The sequence below is a fragment of the Ruegeria sp. HKCCD7251 genome (assembly GCF_013031165.1).
Lineage (GTDB): Bacteria > Pseudomonadota > Alphaproteobacteria > Rhodobacterales > Rhodobacteraceae > Ruegeria.
In genome coordinates this window covers 174,517-191,064 of the sequence record NZ_WPZC01000003.1, presented here as the reverse complement: position 1 = coordinate 191,064, position 16,548 = coordinate 174,517, and the positions used below count along the sequence as shown (strand labels likewise).

Here is a 16,548-nt window from a genome sequence, read left to right as displayed (position 1 = left end):
ATTCTGGAACAACGGGGAAAAGGTCTGGATCTCACACCTAGACCAAAGCCCCGTTATCGCTCAAACTTCGGCAATCCCGCGCAGCCGTCGCGGGTCAGGAACAACTCGGAAAGGAGAAGCGCGTGGATGAGGTCGTGACTCAGGTGGGTGCGTTTGCCCCCCTTATCGTGAACGCTGTGAAGGCATTGATTGTTCTAATCCTTGGGTGGATCGTGGCCGGAGCGATCAGCGGCGTGGTCCGCCGCCGGATCAATGCAACACCGAACATTGATCAGACGCTTGGGAATTTTGTCGCCAGCCTTGTGAAATGGGCGATACTGGCCATGGTTCTGGTCGCCGTGCTGGGCATTTTCGGCATCGAGGCGACCAGCATCGTCGCCATTCTGGGTGCTGCTTCGCTTGCGATCGGTTTGGCGCTTCAGGGAACGCTCAGCGATCTTGCCGCCGGAGTGATGCTGGTGGTGTTCCGCCCCTACAAGCTGGGTCAGTATGTCGACATTGGCGGGACGTCCGGCACCGTGAAAGACCTGAACCTATTCACGACCGAGCTTGTGACGCCCGACAACGTACAGATCATTGTCCCCAATGGTCAGTCCTGGGGGTCGATCATCTCGAACTATTCGGCGCATGATACCCGGCGTGTCGATTTGGTGTTTGGGATCGACTATGGCGACAGCGCGGATGAGGCGATGAAGATCATTCTAAGTGTCGCGCAGGCGGACAGCCGCATTCTGAGCGATCCCGAACCCTGGGTACGGGTGACCAATCTGGGCGACAGCTCGGTTGATTTGACCGCACGGTTGTGGTGCGCAAATGCCGATTACTGGGACGTGAAGTTCGAGTTGACCAAAGCGATCAAGGAAGCGTTCGACGCCAAGGGTGTCTCGATTCCATATCCGCATTCGGTGGAGATTCACAAACAGGCGTAAGTGCTCCCGCCCGTCGGTCGGGCATTGAAATGCCCTTCTCCGGTTGGGTCCGGCGCCGCGCCTTTTGCGCGGCGCTTGGCCCAACGCTGTAAACGCCCTCGGCAGAGGGCGCTTTCAGGGGCGGGAGGGTTCAGGACTTGATCACCACATTGGGCGATACAACGTCGATACCCAGCGCCTTGCCGACCGCATAATAGGTCAGTTGTCCGGCGTGAACATTCAGCCCGGCCAGCAGGTGCGGATCGTCCTGACAGGCCTGTTTCCAACCTTTGTCGGCTAGCGCCAGCATGAAGGGCATCGTCGCGTTCCCCAATGCAATGGTCGAAGTCCGCGCGACGGCGCCGGGCATATTGGCCACGCAGTAGTGCATGATGCCATCGACCTCGTAGATCGGCTCGGCGTGGGTTGTGGCTTTTGAGGTCTCAAAACAACCACCCTGGTCAATGGCGACATCAACCAAAACCGCGCCGGGTTTCATCGTGGATAGCTGTTCGCGCGTAACCAGTTTTGGCGCAGCGGCTCCGGGGATCAGCACCGCACCGATGACCATGTCCGCGGTTTGAATCAGCTCAGCCGTGGCACCGGCCGTCGAGTACTGGTTCTTGAACCTGTTCCCGAACACGTCGTCGAGGTAGCGCAAGCGCGGCAGAGAACGGTCCAGCACAGTGACATCTGCGCCCATGCCGGCTGCGATCTGGGCGGCATGCGTTCCCACAACACCCCCGCCGATGACCACAACTTTCGCGGGGCCTACACCGGGGACACCGCCCATCAGCACCCCGCGGCCACCGTTGGCCTTCTGGAGGGTCCATGAGCCGACTTGCGGCGCAAGGCGACCCGCGACTTCGGACATCGGCGCAAGCAAGGGCAGGCCACCGCTGGAGTCGGTTACGGTTTCATAAGCAATGGCCGTACACCCCGAAGCAAGCAGGTCATGCGTCTGATCTGGATCGGGTGCAAGGTGGAGGTAGGTAAACAACAACTGACCTTCGCGCAGCATCTTGCGCTCGGCTGCCTGCGGTTCTTTCACTTTGACGATCATGTCTGCCGTGGCGAAAACCTCGGCCGCGGTGTCGACGATCGTCGCTCCGGCTGCGATGTAGTCGGTATTGTCAAAGCCCGAGCCCTGTCCGGCCCCGGTTTCGATAATCACCTCGTGACCTCTGGCAATGGCCTCTTGCGCGGCGTTGGGTGTCATGCCGACGCGGAACTCTTGCGGTTTGATTTCCTTGGGGCAACCGATTTTCATTTGGCCTCTCCGTTTATTAATTGCCTAAAATATAGGCAATGCCGGATGCAATTTCTGTGAAACTCTGCCTGCCACTGTGCTTTTCTTCCGAAGATTCTTCGATAAAATAGCGTCTACCTGCAAAAGGATTGCGCTCATGAGCCTTGATACGACAGATCGAAAGATTCTTGCCGCGTTGCAAAGAAATGGCAGGATGTCCAATGCCGAGTTGTCCGAGCAGGCCAACTTGTCGCCCTCGGCCTGTCATCGTCGCGTGCAGCGACTCGAGTCAGAAGGGTATATCCGGGACTATGTTGCCTTGCTCGATGCGCGCATGATGAAGGTGCCGACGACCGTATTTGTCGAGATCACGCTGCAGGGTCAGGCCGAAGAGGTTCTGGATGCATTCGAGAAGGCCGTTGCACGGATTCCGGATGTTCTTGAGTGTCATCTGATGGCGGGAACGGCGGACTATATTCTGAAGGTCGTGGCTGAAAATACTGAAGATTTCGCTCGCATTCACCGTCAGTACTTGTCGCGACTGCCGGGCGTGGCGCAGATGCAAAGCTCTTTCGCGCTGCGGACGGTGTTCAAGACCACGGCTTTGCCAGTGTAATTCAGACAGGGCCGGGATAGGTGAAAAAGGTCAGATGCACCGCGTTAAACGCAAAGTGCATCAGCGTGGGCACCCAAAGCCGACTGGTTGCATAATAGCCAAGCCCGCAAGCCGCCCCGAGGATCGAAGCGAACGCGACCAGCGCCAATCCACCCGGCCAGTGCACCAGACCGAACAGAACGCTCGCGGCGGCAATTCCCAAGGCTGCCCCAAGTTTTGAAGAAATCATGGATTGCAGATAGCCGCGAAAGAAAGCCTCTTCCGTCAGGCAGGTTAGCAGCAGGTTTGCGAGTGCGAACAACAGCCACCACTCGGGCAGGCCGATCTCGGGCCGTACGGCCCCGGTTGCAAGGCCAGTTGCGAACAGCAGAGGCAAGAGTATTAGGCCAACGAACAAGGGGCGACGGCGAACCTGAGCGATTGGGGTGTTCACGTTGGGCCAGGCCAGAAGAACGGCGAAAAGAACCAGGGGTTTGTCCAGGTTCAAGTACATGCTGAACGCCGTGCTGTCTGGTCCCGATTGGACCTGATCAAGAACCAGCAGGTTGTGGAAACCAGGGACCAGATGCGCACCCAAGGCAGCGGCCCACAGGATCATTGCGGTATGCCCAAATCCTGCAGAATACCCGGATAACCGAGGTATAATGGCCGCGCCACCAAGACCCGCAAGCGCAATGCAAAGCGCGATTGGGGTGATCAACCCGGTTGTAAGAGCGGCCGCGCCGAACAGGGCGAGCAAAGCAAGGCAGAGCATCCTCTTGCCAGCGACCGCGACGATCTGCGCAGTCATGAGTATCAGCCAGGGCCAAATTGCGGGTAGCAAAGATGCAAAATGTGTCACGGGACTCTCGCGGGTTTGCTTCAGGTACAGATGCGTTCACGCGGTTGAATAAGGCAAGATAACGTGCTGGGCAGCGGTGCCAACCATTTGGCTATGCGGTATTTTTGCCGCGTGTACACGGCGTGTGCATCCTTTGTTGCCAGTGCTGTCTTACGCGTTTTCTCGTGTCGCAGTGACCTTGCGGCCCAGTGCGGTTAAGCTTAGGAAAAGGGCCTTCATCAATTTTTCTGATGACATCAGGCGTTTACACTCGCCCGGTACGGTCCGAGCCCGATATGAGATAAGGAACAGACCTTGGCTTACGAAAACAACGATGCCCCCAAAGACTGGCTGGAAGCCGAGTTGGAAGACACGCTGGACGAAGATTTCGAGATCGAATTTAGCGAGCCAATGCTGTCGATGGAGATCCGCAAGATTTACAAGGATCAGCACCCCGAGATGCTGGACCGCAAAGTCTATTTCCGCAACCTGCTGCGCCTTCAGGCCGAATTGATCAAGGTTCAGGACTGGGTGCAGCATACCGGGGCCAAGGTCTGCATTCTGTTCGAAGGCCGCGACAGCGCCGGAAAAGGGGGGGTGATCAAGCGGATCACCCAGCGACTGAACCCCCGGGTCGCGCGGGTTGTGGCTTTGCCAGCGCCAAGCCGCCGGGAACAAAGCCAGTGGTATTTTCAGCGCTACGTTCCGCATCTGCCTGCGGCCGGTGAAATCGTTCTGTTCGACCGGTCATGGTACAACCGCGCGGGCGTCGAGCGGGTCATGGGCTTTGCCAGCGAGGATCAGGTCGGACAGTTCTTTCAGGACGTTCCCGAATTTGAACGGATGCTGGTGCGCTCGGGGATTATCTTGCTGAAATACTGGTTCTCGATCACGGATGAGGAACAGCAGTTGCGATTCCTTATGCGCATCCACGACCCGATGAAGCAGTGGAAGCTGTCTCCGATGGATCTGGAATCCCGCATCCGCTGGGAAGCTTACACCAAGGCCAAGGAGGATATGTTGTTCCGCACCAATATTCCCGAGGCACCGTGGTATATCGTCGAAGGCAACGACAAAAAACGCGAGCGGCTGAACTGTATCGAACACCTGCTGACCAAGATCCCCTATACGGACGTACCGCAGGAAAAGGTCAATCTGCCGGATCGTAAGTACAACCCGGAATATGAACGCCGCATCCTGCCGGATGAGTTGCACGTTCCGAAAATCTATTGATTCTGACGCCCCTGATGTTTCGGGGGCGTTTTTCTTTGGCCTTGAAACGACAAACCCCCGGGCGTGGCCTCGGGGGTCGTCAAATAGTGTCATCCAAAGCTGGACGAGCGTCAGGTGCTTAGAGCAAACCTTCGCGCTGGGCTTTCTTGCGTGCCAGTTTACGGGCACGGCGGATCGCTTCAGCTTTCTCGCGCGCTTTTTTCTCGGACGGTTTCTCGAAATGTTGCTTAAGCTTCATTTCACGGAACACGCCTTCGCGCTGCAGCTTTTTCTTCAGGGCACGAAGCGCCTGATCGACGTTATTGTCGCGAACACTAACCTGCATGTGGTTGTCACCACCTTTCTAGATAGAGTTGCAAGGAAATTGCAGGAAGTGGCCGTATAGCAAAGCGCCCCTAACTTGTCTAGTACTGGTGCAAGAACCCGGAGAACCGCCATGACCACCACTTATGAAGACGCCAAAACCCAGCTATTGGACGCGATGCTGGCCCATGTGCCCTTTGACGGCTGGTCTGAAACCAGCTTTCGAATGGCCATAGTCGATTGCGATATGGACGACGCGCTGGCGCGTGCCATCTGTCCCCGTGGTGCGGTCGACCTGGCGCTAGCGTTTCACGCGCGGGGGGACGCTGCGATGGTGGAGCGCCTGAAATCCGAGAATTTAAGCGATCTGAAGTTCCGCGACCGCATCGCCGCGGCCGTCCGGTTCCGCCTTGAAGCGGTTGAGGACAAAGAACTGGTGCGCCGGGGCGTGACACTTTTTTCACTGCCGATGCACGCGGCCGACGGGGCCAAAGCAATGTGGCAGACCTGCGATCTGATCTGGGATACGCTGGGCGATACGTCTGACGACGTGAACTGGTACACCAAGCGCGCGACGCTGTCTGGGGTCTATTCCTCAACCGTGTTGTTCTGGCTGGGGGACGATTCGCCGAACCATCAAAAATCGTGGGAGTTTTTGGACCGCCGCATCGACAATGTCATGCAGTTCGAAAAGATCAAGGCGCAGGTGAACGGGAACCCTTTGTTCAAGCCGTTTCTTGCAGTTCCGAACTGGCTGGCGGGTCAAGTGAAGGCTCCGATGAAAATGAAAGCTGATATGCCGGGAATGCTGAACCCACGCAAGTAAGCGTCTGGGCCTTTCGTTATTTGGCTGTTAGGCATTGGGCAAAGGAGATTTGCCCATGACCCAAACGATGCGCGCCGTTGAAATTACCAAGCCCGGCGGCCCGAATGTTCTGCAATTGGTTGAACGCCCGGTGCCCGAGGCACAAGCCGGTCAGGTTGTCCTGAAAGTGGCTTACGCGGGTGTGAACCGCCCCGACGCGCTGCAACGGGCGGGGGCTTATGATCCGCCCCCGGGTGCCAGTGATCTGCCGGGGCTTGAGGCTTCTGGTGAAATCGTAGCCGTCGGAGCTGGTGTCGAAGGGGTGTCCGTGGGCGACAATGTCTGCGCGCTTTTGCCGGGGGGTGGCTATGCTGAATACGTGGCCACACCCGCCGCGCATTGCTTGCCGGTGCCCGCAGGCATGGGCCTGAAAGAGGCCGCGTGCCTGCCCGAAACCTTCTTTACGGTCTGGTCAAACGTGTTTACGCGCGGCGGTCTGAAAGCTGGCGAGCGGATTTTGATCCATGGCGGCTCCAGCGGAATCGGTACAACGGCGATCCAGTTGGCGAATGCGTTTGGCGCGCGGGTTTTTGCAACCGCCGGGTCGGCTGAAAAATGCGCGGCCTGCGAAAAGCTGGGCGCGGAAAAGGCGATCAATTATCGCGAGGAGGATTTCGTGGCAGCGATGCGCGCCGAAGGTGGCGCGAACCTGATCCTTGATATGGTGGGCGGCGACTACATCCCGCGCAACGTGAAAGCCTTGGCCGAGGACGGGCGATTGGTTCAGATCGCCTTTCTGCAGGGGCCGGTGGTCGAATTGAACTTTGCCATGATGATGGTGAATCGTCTGACCCTGACCGGCAGCACCTTGCGTCCGCAATCCGATCTGGCCAAGGCGAAGATCGCGCAGGACCTGCGCGAGGCCGTCTGGCCTCTGCTTGACGCCGGGAAAGTGGCACCTGTGATGGACAGCGAATTCGAGCTGGCCGATGCAGCGGCGGCGCACGCCAGAATGGAAAGCTCAGGCCACATTGGCAAGATCGTTCTGAAGGTCGGCTAAGCGCCAGCCGAACGGTTCAGGCCACGGCACGGCGATACAGATGCCATGTGGCGTGGCCCAGAACCGGAATGATCACAATCAGCCCCAGCAGCATCGGAATTGCGCCCAGAATCAATGAGGCGGCAACGATAAGTCCCCATGTCAGAATAACCCCCGGGTTATGTCGCAACACCCGTACCGATGTTACGACGGCCACCGGCACACCGACCTTGCGATCCAAGAGCAATGGGAAGCTGACCACACTGATGGCCAATGCGATTAGGGCAAACAGGAACCCGATTGCATTGCCAATTAGGATCATGGTCCAGCCTTCGCGGGTCGTGAAGACTTCGGTCAGGAATGCCCCAAGGGACGTTGGCAAATCGGGTCCCAGGGTTTGGACATAAATGCTTTGCGCAACCATCAGCCAAATCAGCAGCAACATGACCAGGTAGAAACCCAGCGCTAGTATCGCCCCGAATGAGGGAGAGCGGAAAACGCCGAACGCGTCCAGCCAATGGGCTTCGGCCCCCTGTTCGCGTTTGCGGCTGATTTCATAAAGGCCCACGGCAGCCACTGGTCCGACAAGGGCGAACCCTGCGATCAGCGGGGCCAGCAAAGGAACCATGTTCCTGTTCAGCCCGAACCCGAACATCAAAAGCCCTGCGATCGGATAGATCAGCACGACGAAAATCGCGTCTGCCCGGGTTTCCACAAAATCTTCCGAACCCGCGCGCAGACAGGCCCAGAGGTCGCTCAGGGTCAGAGTCTGAACCCGCGGTAATTGCTGCGTGTCCGAACTGCCGATACGGGTCACGCTTTCTGCGATATGATCACCGGTCGCACCAATATTGCGGGCTGCCCAGCTGATCGGATTTCCAATAGTCTTGGCCATCGTCATCCCCTCCGGTTTGCATTTGAACGCAGCAGAGATGATCCGGCGACAGTTGCCTTTGGCCGGACCAGCCGGCAACGCTTAGGCACCAGTATAACACAATTTTTTCCGTTTTGGCGGTTGCTCGCGGTATTGTGCCGATTGTTATGTGTCGCAGGCGTGTTAGCTTGGCGGCAGACAACAGGAGGTTCAGCATGCATCAAACGGCACGAACCGTCGTTATTCACGAACACGGCGGCCCTGAGGTTCTCAAGATCGAAGACCGCCCCCTTGGTGAACCGGGACCCGGAGAAGTACGCATTCGCCATCACGCCTGCGGATTGAATTTCATCGACGTGTACCAGCGCACCGGACTGTACCAGATGGAGTTGCCGCACGCTCTGGGTATGGAGGCCGCAGGGATAATCGAAGCCGTTGGCGACGGTGTGACCCATCTGGAACCCGGCCAACGTGCCGCCTATGCCGCGGCCCCAGCGGGCGCCTATTGCGAAGCGCGTGTCATGCCTGCGGCTCAGGTCTGTCCCCTGCCTGATGAAATCTCGTTCGACGCGGCGGCGGCAATGATGCTCAAGGGCATGACAGTTGAATATCTGTTCCACCGCACGACGCCGCTGAAACGCGGAGACACCGTTCTGTTCCATGCGGCAGCCGGGGGTGTGGGCCTGATTGCCTGTCAATGGGCCAAGTCCGAAGGCATCAAGCTGATTGGAACCGCAGGCACGGATGAGAAATGCAGTCTGGCGCAGTTCAACGGTGCCACCCATTGCATAAATTACCGGACCGAAAACTTTGCGGAACGCGTCGCCGAGATTACGGGTGGCAAAGGCGTGGATGTGGTGATGGACTCGATCGGGGCCGATACGTTCAACGGGTCGCTGGACTGCCTTAGGCCGCTGGGGATGATGATTTCGTTCGGGAATGCGTCGGGTCCCGTGCCGCTGATGGATATCGGAATTCTGGGCAAGAAGGGGTCGCTTCAAATCACCCGGCCGACCTTGTTCACCCATATTGCCGATCACGCTGTTTGTCAGGCCATGGCTCGGCGCTTGTTCGGCAAGGTGGCGGGCAATGAGGTCAAGATACACATAGATCAGCGTTTCCCGCTGGAACAAGTCGCGGACGCCCATCGCGCGCTTGAAGCGCGCCAGACCACAGGCAGCACGGTGCTGGAATTGTAAACGGCAACCGTCGTCAAAAAAGAAAACCGGCGGCATTCCTGCCGCCGGTCTTTTCTTCGCAAGGGTTGGCTTACTGCGCTTGCAGTTCGGCCGGAGTTTTGCTTGCGATGTCTTTCCAGTTGGCGTCTGCGGCTTTGTTAAAGCCCGGGATGTCGCCTTCCCAGCGTTCCTGAATGTCAGACGACAGGTTCAGGTACAGCTTGTTGTCAACGATTTTCCAGTAGTTCGGGTCGCCGTCAAACTTGAAGCCCATTGCGGTGCCGAACGCACAGTAGCCGCCATATGCAGGCAGGTACGCTTCGGGGTTTTCTTCAAACGCGACTTTGTTTTCTTCCGATGCAAAACGGTACAGCGCGTCGTTGTGCAGCGCGGTGATGCGGTAGTCGCCTTTGGTCGCTTCGCCAACGGTGAAATAGGCAACCGGGTCATAGCCCTGCAACGCCAGACCAGTCGAGCTTGCGTTCAGTTCAACACCAGCGGCCAGAGCTGTGCTTGCGACTGCGACGGACAGCGCAACGCCGCCGATGAGGGATTTGATCTTGTTCATGGTTTTCACCTTTCGTGAATTGAGCCACCGGACGACGCGCAAATTGTGTCCGGTCAACTCTCGAGATTTTGTTCAGTGCGGTCGGGAATTGGCCGTCACGACCCCGAAATGGGCGGCCTTGGCATCACGTTCAAAACAATGAAATGTGAGGGCGCTGTAATAATTGGATTTCAGGCATGAAAATAGGGCGATGCCTAATAATCCGGCTGAAAACAAAAAACAAAATCAGTGACTTTTTGCACCGACATCTCACATGGGCGCAGCAAGGCGCCACTGTTTTTCGTGAGATAAAGGTTCAGGCTTATATAGTCCGGCCCACCTAATTGATGGGCGACAAGTTTTTGGGATTTGCCCCCGGCCAGCTCGGTTCGGGTCAGGACATAGGGATTGCCTTTGAACCGCCCCGTTGATGTTCCAGCGGGTAGGGCAAAAAATGCCTGTAGAAAGGGCTGTGTCGCGGTCAAGGCTGCCCGATTTTGGGTTCTGTTCCGGCACGTATACGCGCAACATTTGCGCTATGCCGCCAATAGACCAGCAAGGTCAGGATCGCTCCGAGAACGAATGTAGTGGTGTCCGTCAGGATCATGACCCAAATGGTCGAAAGCGCCGCCGCCGCAAGTGCGCCCAGCGACGAAATCCTCCAGATCGCAGCCGCCACCAACCATGTCAGGCAACACGCCACGCCAACGCGCCAGTCCAGGGCCAGCCAAATCCCCAGAAAGGTGGCAACCCCTTTGCCGCCCTTGAAACCCAGCCAGATTGGAAAACAGTGCCCCAGAAAGGCCGCCAGCGCCGCGACCTGAGCCGCATCTTCGCCGGCCATCGCTCGTGCGATCAGGACTGAAACTGCGCCCTTGGCCGCGTCTAACAGCAGCGTCAGGGCGGCTGCCGATTTGTTGCCGGTGCGCAGCACATTCGTTGCGCCGATATTGCCAGACCCGATATTGCGCAAGTTGCCCAAGCCCATGACCTTGGCGATGATCATCCCGAACGGGATGGACCCGATCAGGTATCCAAACACAGCCCACAGCAGTAATTGGGTCATGGAACTGTCAAATGGTGGCATCAGGGTCTCCGGTAAACTTCTTGTCCCGCGACATAGGTTGCGGTGACCTTACCCTGCATCCGCTGGCCGTCAAATGGTGTGTTCTGCGACTTTGATCGCAAGCTGAACCGGTCCAGCACAAATGGGACATCCGGGTCGAACAGAACCAGATCAGCAGGCGCGCCCGGTGCCAGACGGCCGGATTCCAGCCCCAGCCGTTTGGCCGGATTCAGGGACATGGCGCGGAACAGGGTCGGCAGTTCAAGTTGTTCGCTATGATAAAGACGCAGCGCGGCAGGCAGCAGCGTTTCCAACGCCACAGCGCCGGATGCGGCTTCTTCAAACGGCAGGCGTTTGCTTTCCTCGTCCTGCGGGGTGTGCATCGAACTGATCGTGTCGATCAGCCCGGTCCGCACTGCCTCGATCACGGCCTGCCGGTCGTCCTCGGACCGCAGCGGCGGCTTGACCTTGAAGAAGGTGCGATAGTCAGCCACGTCCAGTTCATTCAGCGTCAGGTGGTGGATCGAAGTGCCTGCGGTGATATCCAGCCTGTTTCGCTTGGCGCGCTCCAGCGCGGGCAGGGCGCGGGCGGTGGTGATCTGGTCGGCGTGATAGGCGGCGCCGGTCATCTCAAGTAGGGCGATGTCGCGGTCCAGCCCCATCCGCTCGGCCATGGGGGAAACGGCGGGCAAGCCGCGCAGGGCGGCGAACTTGCCGCTGGTGACGGCGGCCCCTGCGCTGAGGCCCGGTTCCTGTGGATGGGCAATCACCAGCGCGCCGCAGGATTTCGCATAGGTCAGCGCGCGGGAAAACACCTTGGTATTGGCGATCACGTGGTCGCAATCGGTAAAGGCCACGGCACCCGCGTCTTGCAGGAACCCGATCTCGGTCATCTCGCGCCCCTCGCGCCCTTTGGTCAGGGCGGCCATAGGCATGACGTTCACCGGAGCATCCGCCTGTGCGCGGCGGGTGGCGAATTCCAGCGTTTCGGGTGTGTCAACGGCGGGCAGAGTGTCGGGCCGGGTGGCGATTGTGGTCACGCCCCCCGCAGCGGCGGCCAGACCTGCGGATCTATAGCTTTCCTTGTGCCGCTCGCCAGGCTCGCACACCTTGACGCCGATATCGACGATGCCGGGGGCAAGGCAATGCCCTCCGCAGTCGATCACCTGCGCGTCGGTGGATGGGGCCGCACCTTCGCCGCGCGCGACGATCCGGCCTCCGGCTATCTGTAGCCAACCGAGGCTGTCTGTCCCGGCCTCGGGGTCGATCAGGCGGGCGTTGGTGAAAAGCTGGTCGGTCATGCCATGGCCCTTTCGATTGCGGCTTTGGTGGCAGCGGGGTCGGCCTGATATTTGATCAGGTGCTTGTCGCCGCCCTTTGTGACGATCTGAACGAAGCTACCCATGATGTTGACGGCCTCGATCTGGTTCAGGGGTACGTTGCGTGGGCCGGGGCCCGTCAGGGCAGTCTCGGACATCTTCCACGTGTTGGTCAGTTCTTCCGAGGCCAGATACCATGCACGGACGCCAACCGCTGCAAGGCCCGCAGGCGCACCGGTCCAGATGTACGGATTCCCAACCAGCCAGAGCACGACCATGGCACCTGCCATTGCAAAGGCGGCCAGCCATGTGTTTGTGCGGATATAGGCGCTTTTGTCGGCGGTGAAGGTTACAGGATCAGCCAAAGAACACCCCCGATCAACAACAGGATCACAAGTCCCAAGACAGCGGACCCGACACGGGGTGGCGTGTCGTCAGCCGAAGCTGCCTGCGGGGCCGAGAACGGCTTGGCGCTTTCAGATGCAATGGCACCGCCGGACCAATTGGTTGTTTCTTCCGTATAAAGGCCGATGAGGTGCAGCCTTGGATCGGGGTGCAATTCGGCGGCGTTTCCACCGAAAGCTGCGCTGCGAACGGCCATGACCCAGCCGTCAACCGCCTCAAGATCTGTGCGGTTCAACTGATCTTCCGTTACCCCGCACCCCTCGTTGAGATATCCATAAAGCCCCAGGTCTTCGAGGTCGGCGACCGGGAAAATGTCGATTTGATTCGGGTCCAGACCCGCAACCCCCAGAACCTGATCCGCAGCGCCCGGTTCGCGTAGAAACTTCGCCTCTTCCGGGCGCATGCCCAGCGTGAACAGGCGGATCACGCCGTGTTCATGGGGGGCAACGGTCAGATCGCTCATGCGGCCTCACGCTGGTTGCGGGCAAGCAGCTCCATCGCGGCCATGCGGACGGCGACTCCCATCTCGACCTGCTCCTGAATGACCGAGCGGTTGATGTCGTCGGCTAAAGTGCCGTCGATTTCCACGCCGCGATTCATCGGGCCGGGATGCATGACGATGGCGTCTGGCTTGGCCTGCGCCAGTTTCGCGGCGTCCAGCCCGTAGCGGTGATAGTATTCGCGTTCCGAAGGGATGAAGCCGCCGTCCATCCGTTCCTTTTGAAGGCGCAGCATCATGACGACGTCCACGTCGTTCAGCCCCTCGTTCATGTCGTCATAGATTTCAGCACCGAAGTCAGCGAATTGACCGGGCACCAGAGTCGGCGGTCCGATCAGCCGGATGCGGTTTTCCATCTTGCCCAGCAAGATCAAGTTCGACCGGGCCACGCGCGAATGGGCCACGTCCCCGCAGATTGCAATGTTCAGCCGGTGCAGCCGACCCTTGGCGCGGCGAATTGTCAGCGCGTCCAGTAAAGCTTGCGTGGGGTGTTCGTGGCGCCCGTCGCCTGCGTTCAGCACGGCGCAATTAACCTTTTGTGCCAGCAGATCGACCGCGCCGGAATGGGGGTGCCGCACCACCAGCAGATCGGGGTGCATCGCGTTCAGGGTCATCGCCGTGTCGATCAGCGTTTCGCCCTTTTTGATCGAGCTGGCCTGCATCGCCATGTTCATCACATCCGCGCCCAATCGCTTTCCCGCGATTTCAAAGCTGGCCTGTGTGCGGGTCGAATTTTCAAAGAACATGTTGATCTGGGTCAGCCCCGACAGCACGTCTGAACGCTTGGCTGACTGACGATTCAGATCGACATATTTTTCGGCCAGATCAAGAATGGCGGTAATATCGGATTGCGACAGATGCTCGATGCCAAGAAGGTGACGATGGGCGAAACGCATGGGCGGGCTCCTGTCTGACAATCGAGCCGCTTATAAGAAGCTGCGCGAGGCAAGGCAACCTACGGATCGGACCCTTCGGGCAGTTTCTCGCACCCGCCGTCGGGCAGACACTGTTCACCGGGTTTGCACCATTTGCCATAGCCGCAGTCCACCGCCTTGACCGGGACACAGCCCTGATTCTTGGAACACTTGAACCCGGGACGGCATTGCGACCCGGTTTTTTCGCAGAAAAACCAGCCCGGGCGCGAGCATCCACCGCCGGGCAGGCAAGCGGAGCCCGAATCGCAGGTCCGTCCGTCATCGCATTTTAAGGAAGGGAGCGGTTGAAGATCGGGCGTGGTCCGCTCGCACTCACCCCGCATATTGCAAAAGCTGCCGCCGGGGCAGTCAAGGCGCGACCGGCACTTGTTTACCCCTCGTGGTGCGCATCTGCCGCCTGCAACACACCGCTCGAACGGGCCACATGTGCGCCCACCCCCGCAATAGGTGCCGCCCAGCGGAATACAGTGGCCGTCGAAACTGCATCTTTGCCCGCCGGAACAGCAGCGCGCACCGCATTTGAACTGACCACCGGGGCACTGATTGTTCCGCTCATAGATGCCGCCCCGGTTTGGAAAGGTGTTCCTGTCATACAGACCGCCTCGGTTTTGCAGCTGCGCGAAACCGGGGTCGCCGAGGGGGATCAGCAACAGTGCAATGGCAAGGAATCGTAATAGGACCAACATGAATGAGACAATGCTGAGCGGGACGGGCCATCCGATCAAGTGCTATTCACTTTCCCTCGGTCAAAAGGTGGTTAGATTGAGGGTTATGGAATCGGCTTTGGACTATCACACGGCGCGGGCTTTGCTGGAATGGCAGGTCGAACTGGGCGCAACAGAAGCGACCGGGGATGTTCCGGTGGATCGCTATGCGCTGCCCGATACCGCGCCCAAGGCCAAAAAGCCTGCAGCAGCCCAAGCCGCGCCCGAAAAGCCGAAACAGGTGGATCCGGTTGCCGTGGCAAAGGCGGCAGCCGCCGGCGCAGGGTCGTTGGATCAGTTGCGCAGCACGATGGATGCGTTCGAGCATTGTGATCTCAAACGCGGGGCGCGCCAATTGGTCTTTGCCGATGGCACACCGGGTGCGCGGGTGATGATCGTCGGCGAAGCGCCGGGCCGCGAAGAAGACCGCGCGGGCAAGCCTTTCGTAGGTCGAGCGGGTCAGTTGCTGGACCGGATGCTGGCCGCGATAGATCTGGACCGGTCCAAAAACGTCTATATCACCAATGTTCTTCCCTGGCGCCCGCCCCAGAACCGGGACCCGAACCCTCAGGAAATCGGTATGATGCAGCCGTTTCTGGAGCGACACGTAGCGCTGGCCAAGCCGGATGTTCTGGTGGTCATGGGCAACATCAGTTCTCAGGCTGTGTTGGGCAGGCGCGGGATCACCCGGCTGCGCGGTAAGTGGGATCTGGGGTTTGACCTGCCGGTGATCCCGATGCTGAGACCCGAGGACCTGCTGCGTCAGCCACAGTTGAAACGGCAGGCATGGGCGGATTTGCTAGAGCTGAAAGCCTGGCTGGAGGGTAAGTGATGCGAGTTCTCGCGTTCTCAGACCTGCATATGGCACGCAACCGCGCGGCCGAGATTGCCGTGGCCAGCGCCGAGGCTGATCTGGTGATCGGCGCGGGTGATTACTGCAACATGCGACAGGGTCTGGATGAGGCGATGGCGATGCTGTCAGAGATTTCCGCCCCTCTTGTCCTGATCCCCGGAAACGCCGAAAGCGCGGCCGAATTGACGGATGCCGCGCCCGAGGGTGTCCATGTTCTACACGGGTCGGGGATGACTGTGGATGGTCTGCGTCTGTTTGGCCTTGGGTACGGAGTTCCCCTCACGCCGTTTGGTGAGTGGTCCTGTGACTTGTCGGAATCGGAAGCCGCCGAGTTGCTGGAGCGTTGCGACGCCGCCGATGTCCTGATCACGCATTCCCCGCCCAAAGGGTATGGCGATACGACGTCAATGGGCGATGCGGTAGGGTCGGTTGCCGTGCGCGATGCGATAGAACGCCTGCAGCCGCAATACTCTTTGCACGGCCATATCCATGATAGTTGGGGCTATCGTGGCGCCATCGGACGCACGCAGATCGCCAATCTTGGTCCTAAAGTGAACTGGTTCGAGGTGACCTCATGATCGAAACGGTGACGTTGCTGGCATTCATACCGGCGGCTATGGCGCTGAATTTTACGCCGGGGGCCGACATGATGTTCTGTTTCGGACAGGGGCTGCGATCTGGTGCGAAACCTGCACTGATCGCCAGCGCGGGGGTTTCCGCGGGGCTGATGGTTCACGTGTTGCTGGCAGGGCTTGGCTTGGGTGCTGCCGTGTCTACCCTGCCGTGGTTGTTCGACGTGATCCGCTGGATGGGCGTGGCCTATCTGATGTATCTGGCCTGGGGTGCAATTCGCTACGGGGCGGTTTCGGATGACAAACCCTCCAAACCAACGCGATACGCGTTTCGGGACGGGCTGGTTGTGAACCTGACCAATCCCAAGGTCATTCTGTTCGTGCTGGCCTTTATCCCGCAATTTGTGAACCCGGCCATCGGTCCGATCCTGCCGCAATTCCTGATCTTGGGCGTGATCATCGCGCTGGGCGGATTCGTGGTGAATGGGCTGGTTGGGGTTTTCGCAGGCGGTGCGGGGCGAGTGCTGATCTCGAACCCGCGCGCCTCTCGTATCATGGGATGGGTGACGGGCGGTATTTTCACGGCCCTTGCCATTCGACTTGCCATCATGGAAAGGGCCTGA

20 protein-coding genes are annotated in these 16,548 nt (G+C 59.1%); 9 read left to right on the top strand and 11 right to left on the bottom strand.

Annotation, left to right across the window (positions count from 1 at the left end; genetic code table 11):
• Window positions 1-122: 122 nt before the first annotated feature.
• On the top strand, window positions 123-929 hold the full coding sequence (locus GOX75_RS10165) for a mechanosensitive ion channel domain-containing protein (RefSeq protein ID WP_171122723.1): 807 nt from the start codon (window positions 123-125) through the stop codon (window positions 927-929).
• A gap of 130 nt (window positions 930-1,059) precedes the next feature.
• Here GOX75_RS10165 and ald read toward each other — a convergent pair whose 3' ends face one another.
• The gene (gene ald, locus GOX75_RS10160; RefSeq protein ID WP_171122721.1) at window positions 1,060-2,178 is read right to left on the bottom strand and encodes an alanine dehydrogenase; all 1,119 of its coding nucleotides are present in this window, start codon (window positions 2,176-2,178) and stop codon (window positions 1,060-1,062) included.
• Between the two features lie 136 nt (window positions 2,179-2,314).
• On the opposite strand from ald, the gene GOX75_RS10155 reads away from it, so the two are divergent.
• Window positions 2,315-2,773 carry an Lrp/AsnC family transcriptional regulator gene (locus GOX75_RS10155; protein WP_171122720.1) on the top strand — a complete coding sequence of 153 codons (459 nt, stop codon included), beginning with the start codon at window positions 2,315-2,317 and terminating at the stop codon, window positions 2,771-2,773.
• Between the two features lies 1 nt (window position 2,774).
• On the opposite strand, the gene GOX75_RS10150 is transcribed toward GOX75_RS10155, so the two are convergent.
• The gene (locus GOX75_RS10150) at window positions 2,775-3,563 is read right to left on the bottom strand and encodes a CPBP family intramembrane glutamic endopeptidase (protein WP_171122717.1); all 789 of its coding nucleotides are present in this window, start codon (window positions 3,561-3,563) and stop codon (window positions 2,775-2,777) included.
• 345 nt (window positions 3,564-3,908) lie between these two features.
• Between GOX75_RS10150 and ppk2 the strand changes: the two genes are divergently transcribed.
• Complete coding sequence (gene ppk2, locus GOX75_RS10145; protein ID WP_171122715.1) at window positions 3,909-4,826, top strand: polyphosphate kinase 2; 918 nt, start codon at window positions 3,909-3,911, stop codon at window positions 4,824-4,826.
• 118 nt (window positions 4,827-4,944) lie between these two features.
• Here the strand turns inward: ppk2 and rpsU are convergent, their stop codons facing one another.
• Window positions 4,945-5,151 carry a 30S ribosomal protein S21 gene (gene rpsU / locus GOX75_RS10140; protein ID WP_005614280.1) on the bottom strand — a complete coding sequence of 69 codons (207 nt, stop codon included), beginning with the start codon at window positions 5,149-5,151 and terminating at the stop codon, window positions 4,945-4,947.
• A gap of 111 nt (window positions 5,152-5,262) precedes the next feature.
• Here rpsU and GOX75_RS10135 point away from each other — a divergent pair, with 111 nt between their 5' ends.
• Both GOX75_RS10135 and GOX75_RS10130 read left to right on the top strand, forming a co-directional pair.
• On the top strand, window positions 5,263-5,955 hold the full coding sequence (locus tag GOX75_RS10135) for a COQ9 family protein (RefSeq protein ID WP_171122713.1): 693 nt from the start codon (window positions 5,263-5,265) through the stop codon (window positions 5,953-5,955).
• Window positions 5,956-6,010: 55 nt separating this feature from the next.
• A complete protein-coding gene (locus GOX75_RS10130; RefSeq protein ID WP_171122711.1) occupies window positions 6,011-6,994 on the top strand; it encodes an NAD(P)H-quinone oxidoreductase in 984 nt (327 codons plus the stop codon).
• Between the two features lie 16 nt (window positions 6,995-7,010).
• Here GOX75_RS10130 and GOX75_RS10125 read toward each other — a convergent pair whose 3' ends face one another.
• Window positions 7,011-7,868, bottom strand: coding sequence for a DUF2189 domain-containing protein (locus GOX75_RS10125; RefSeq protein ID WP_171122709.1), 858 nt, complete (start codon window positions 7,866-7,868; stop codon window positions 7,011-7,013).
• Window positions 7,869-8,062: 194 nt separating this feature from the next.
• Between GOX75_RS10125 and GOX75_RS10120 the strand changes: the two genes are divergently transcribed.
• Window positions 8,063-9,046, top strand: a complete 984-nt coding sequence (locus GOX75_RS10120) for a quinone oxidoreductase (RefSeq protein ID WP_171122707.1) — start codon at window positions 8,063-8,065, stop codon at window positions 9,044-9,046.
• A gap of 70 nt (window positions 9,047-9,116) precedes the next feature.
• On the opposite strand, the gene GOX75_RS10115 is transcribed toward GOX75_RS10120, so the two are convergent.
• The 7 genes from GOX75_RS10115 to GOX75_RS10085 all read right to left on the bottom strand — a co-directional run bounded on the left by GOX75_RS10115 (window position 9,117) and on the right by GOX75_RS10085 (window position 14,352).
• On the bottom strand, window positions 9,117-9,593 hold the full coding sequence (locus tag GOX75_RS10115) for a YHS domain-containing (seleno)protein (protein WP_171122705.1): 477 nt from the start codon (window positions 9,591-9,593) through the stop codon (window positions 9,117-9,119).
• A 460-nt stretch (window positions 9,594-10,053) separates the two neighbouring features.
• Entirely contained in the window at window positions 10,054-10,659 is a 606-nt protein-coding gene (gene plsY, locus GOX75_RS10110) for a glycerol-3-phosphate 1-O-acyltransferase PlsY (protein WP_171122704.1), read from the bottom strand.
• On the bottom strand, window positions 10,659-11,939 hold the full coding sequence (gene pyrC, locus GOX75_RS10105) for a dihydroorotase (RefSeq protein WP_171122702.1): 1,281 nt from the start codon (window positions 11,937-11,939) through the stop codon (window positions 10,659-10,661). The genes plsY and pyrC overlap by 1 nt, the downstream gene beginning before the upstream one ends.
• Entirely contained in the window at window positions 11,936-12,322 is a 387-nt protein-coding gene (locus tag GOX75_RS10100; protein ID WP_171122700.1) for a hypothetical protein, read from the bottom strand. Before GOX75_RS10100 ends, pyrC begins: the two co-directional genes overlap by 4 nt.
• A complete protein-coding gene (locus GOX75_RS10095; protein WP_171122698.1) occupies window positions 12,307-12,825 on the bottom strand; it encodes a hypothetical protein in 519 nt (172 codons plus the stop codon). The genes GOX75_RS10100 and GOX75_RS10095 overlap by 16 nt, the downstream gene beginning before the upstream one ends.
• Complete coding sequence (locus GOX75_RS10090) at window positions 12,822-13,757, bottom strand: aspartate carbamoyltransferase catalytic subunit (protein ID WP_171122696.1); 936 nt, start codon at window positions 13,755-13,757, stop codon at window positions 12,822-12,824. Before GOX75_RS10090 ends, GOX75_RS10095 begins: the two co-directional genes overlap by 4 nt.
• 409 nt (window positions 13,758-14,166) lie before the next feature.
• A complete protein-coding gene (locus GOX75_RS10085; protein ID WP_171122695.1) occupies window positions 14,167-14,352 on the bottom strand; it encodes a hypothetical protein in 186 nt (61 codons plus the stop codon).
• 215 nt (window positions 14,353-14,567) lie between these two features.
• On the opposite strand from GOX75_RS10085, the gene GOX75_RS10080 reads away from it, so the two are divergent.
• Genes GOX75_RS10080 through GOX75_RS10070 form a run of 3 tightly spaced genes read left to right on the top strand, consistent with a single transcriptional unit; the run spans window position 14,568 to window position 16,548 of the window.
• Window positions 14,568-15,332: a uracil-DNA glycosylase family protein gene (locus tag GOX75_RS10080; RefSeq protein WP_171123210.1), complete on the top strand. Its 765-nt coding sequence runs from the start codon at window positions 14,568-14,570 to the stop codon at window positions 15,330-15,332.
• Window positions 15,332-15,931, top strand: coding sequence for a metallophosphoesterase (locus GOX75_RS10075; protein ID WP_171122693.1), 600 nt, complete (start codon window positions 15,332-15,334; stop codon window positions 15,929-15,931). Before GOX75_RS10080 ends, GOX75_RS10075 begins: the two co-directional genes overlap by 1 nt.
• Window positions 15,928-16,548, top strand: coding sequence for a LysE family translocator (locus GOX75_RS10070; RefSeq protein WP_171122691.1), 621 nt, complete (start codon window positions 15,928-15,930; stop codon window positions 16,546-16,548). Before GOX75_RS10075 ends, GOX75_RS10070 begins: the two co-directional genes overlap by 4 nt.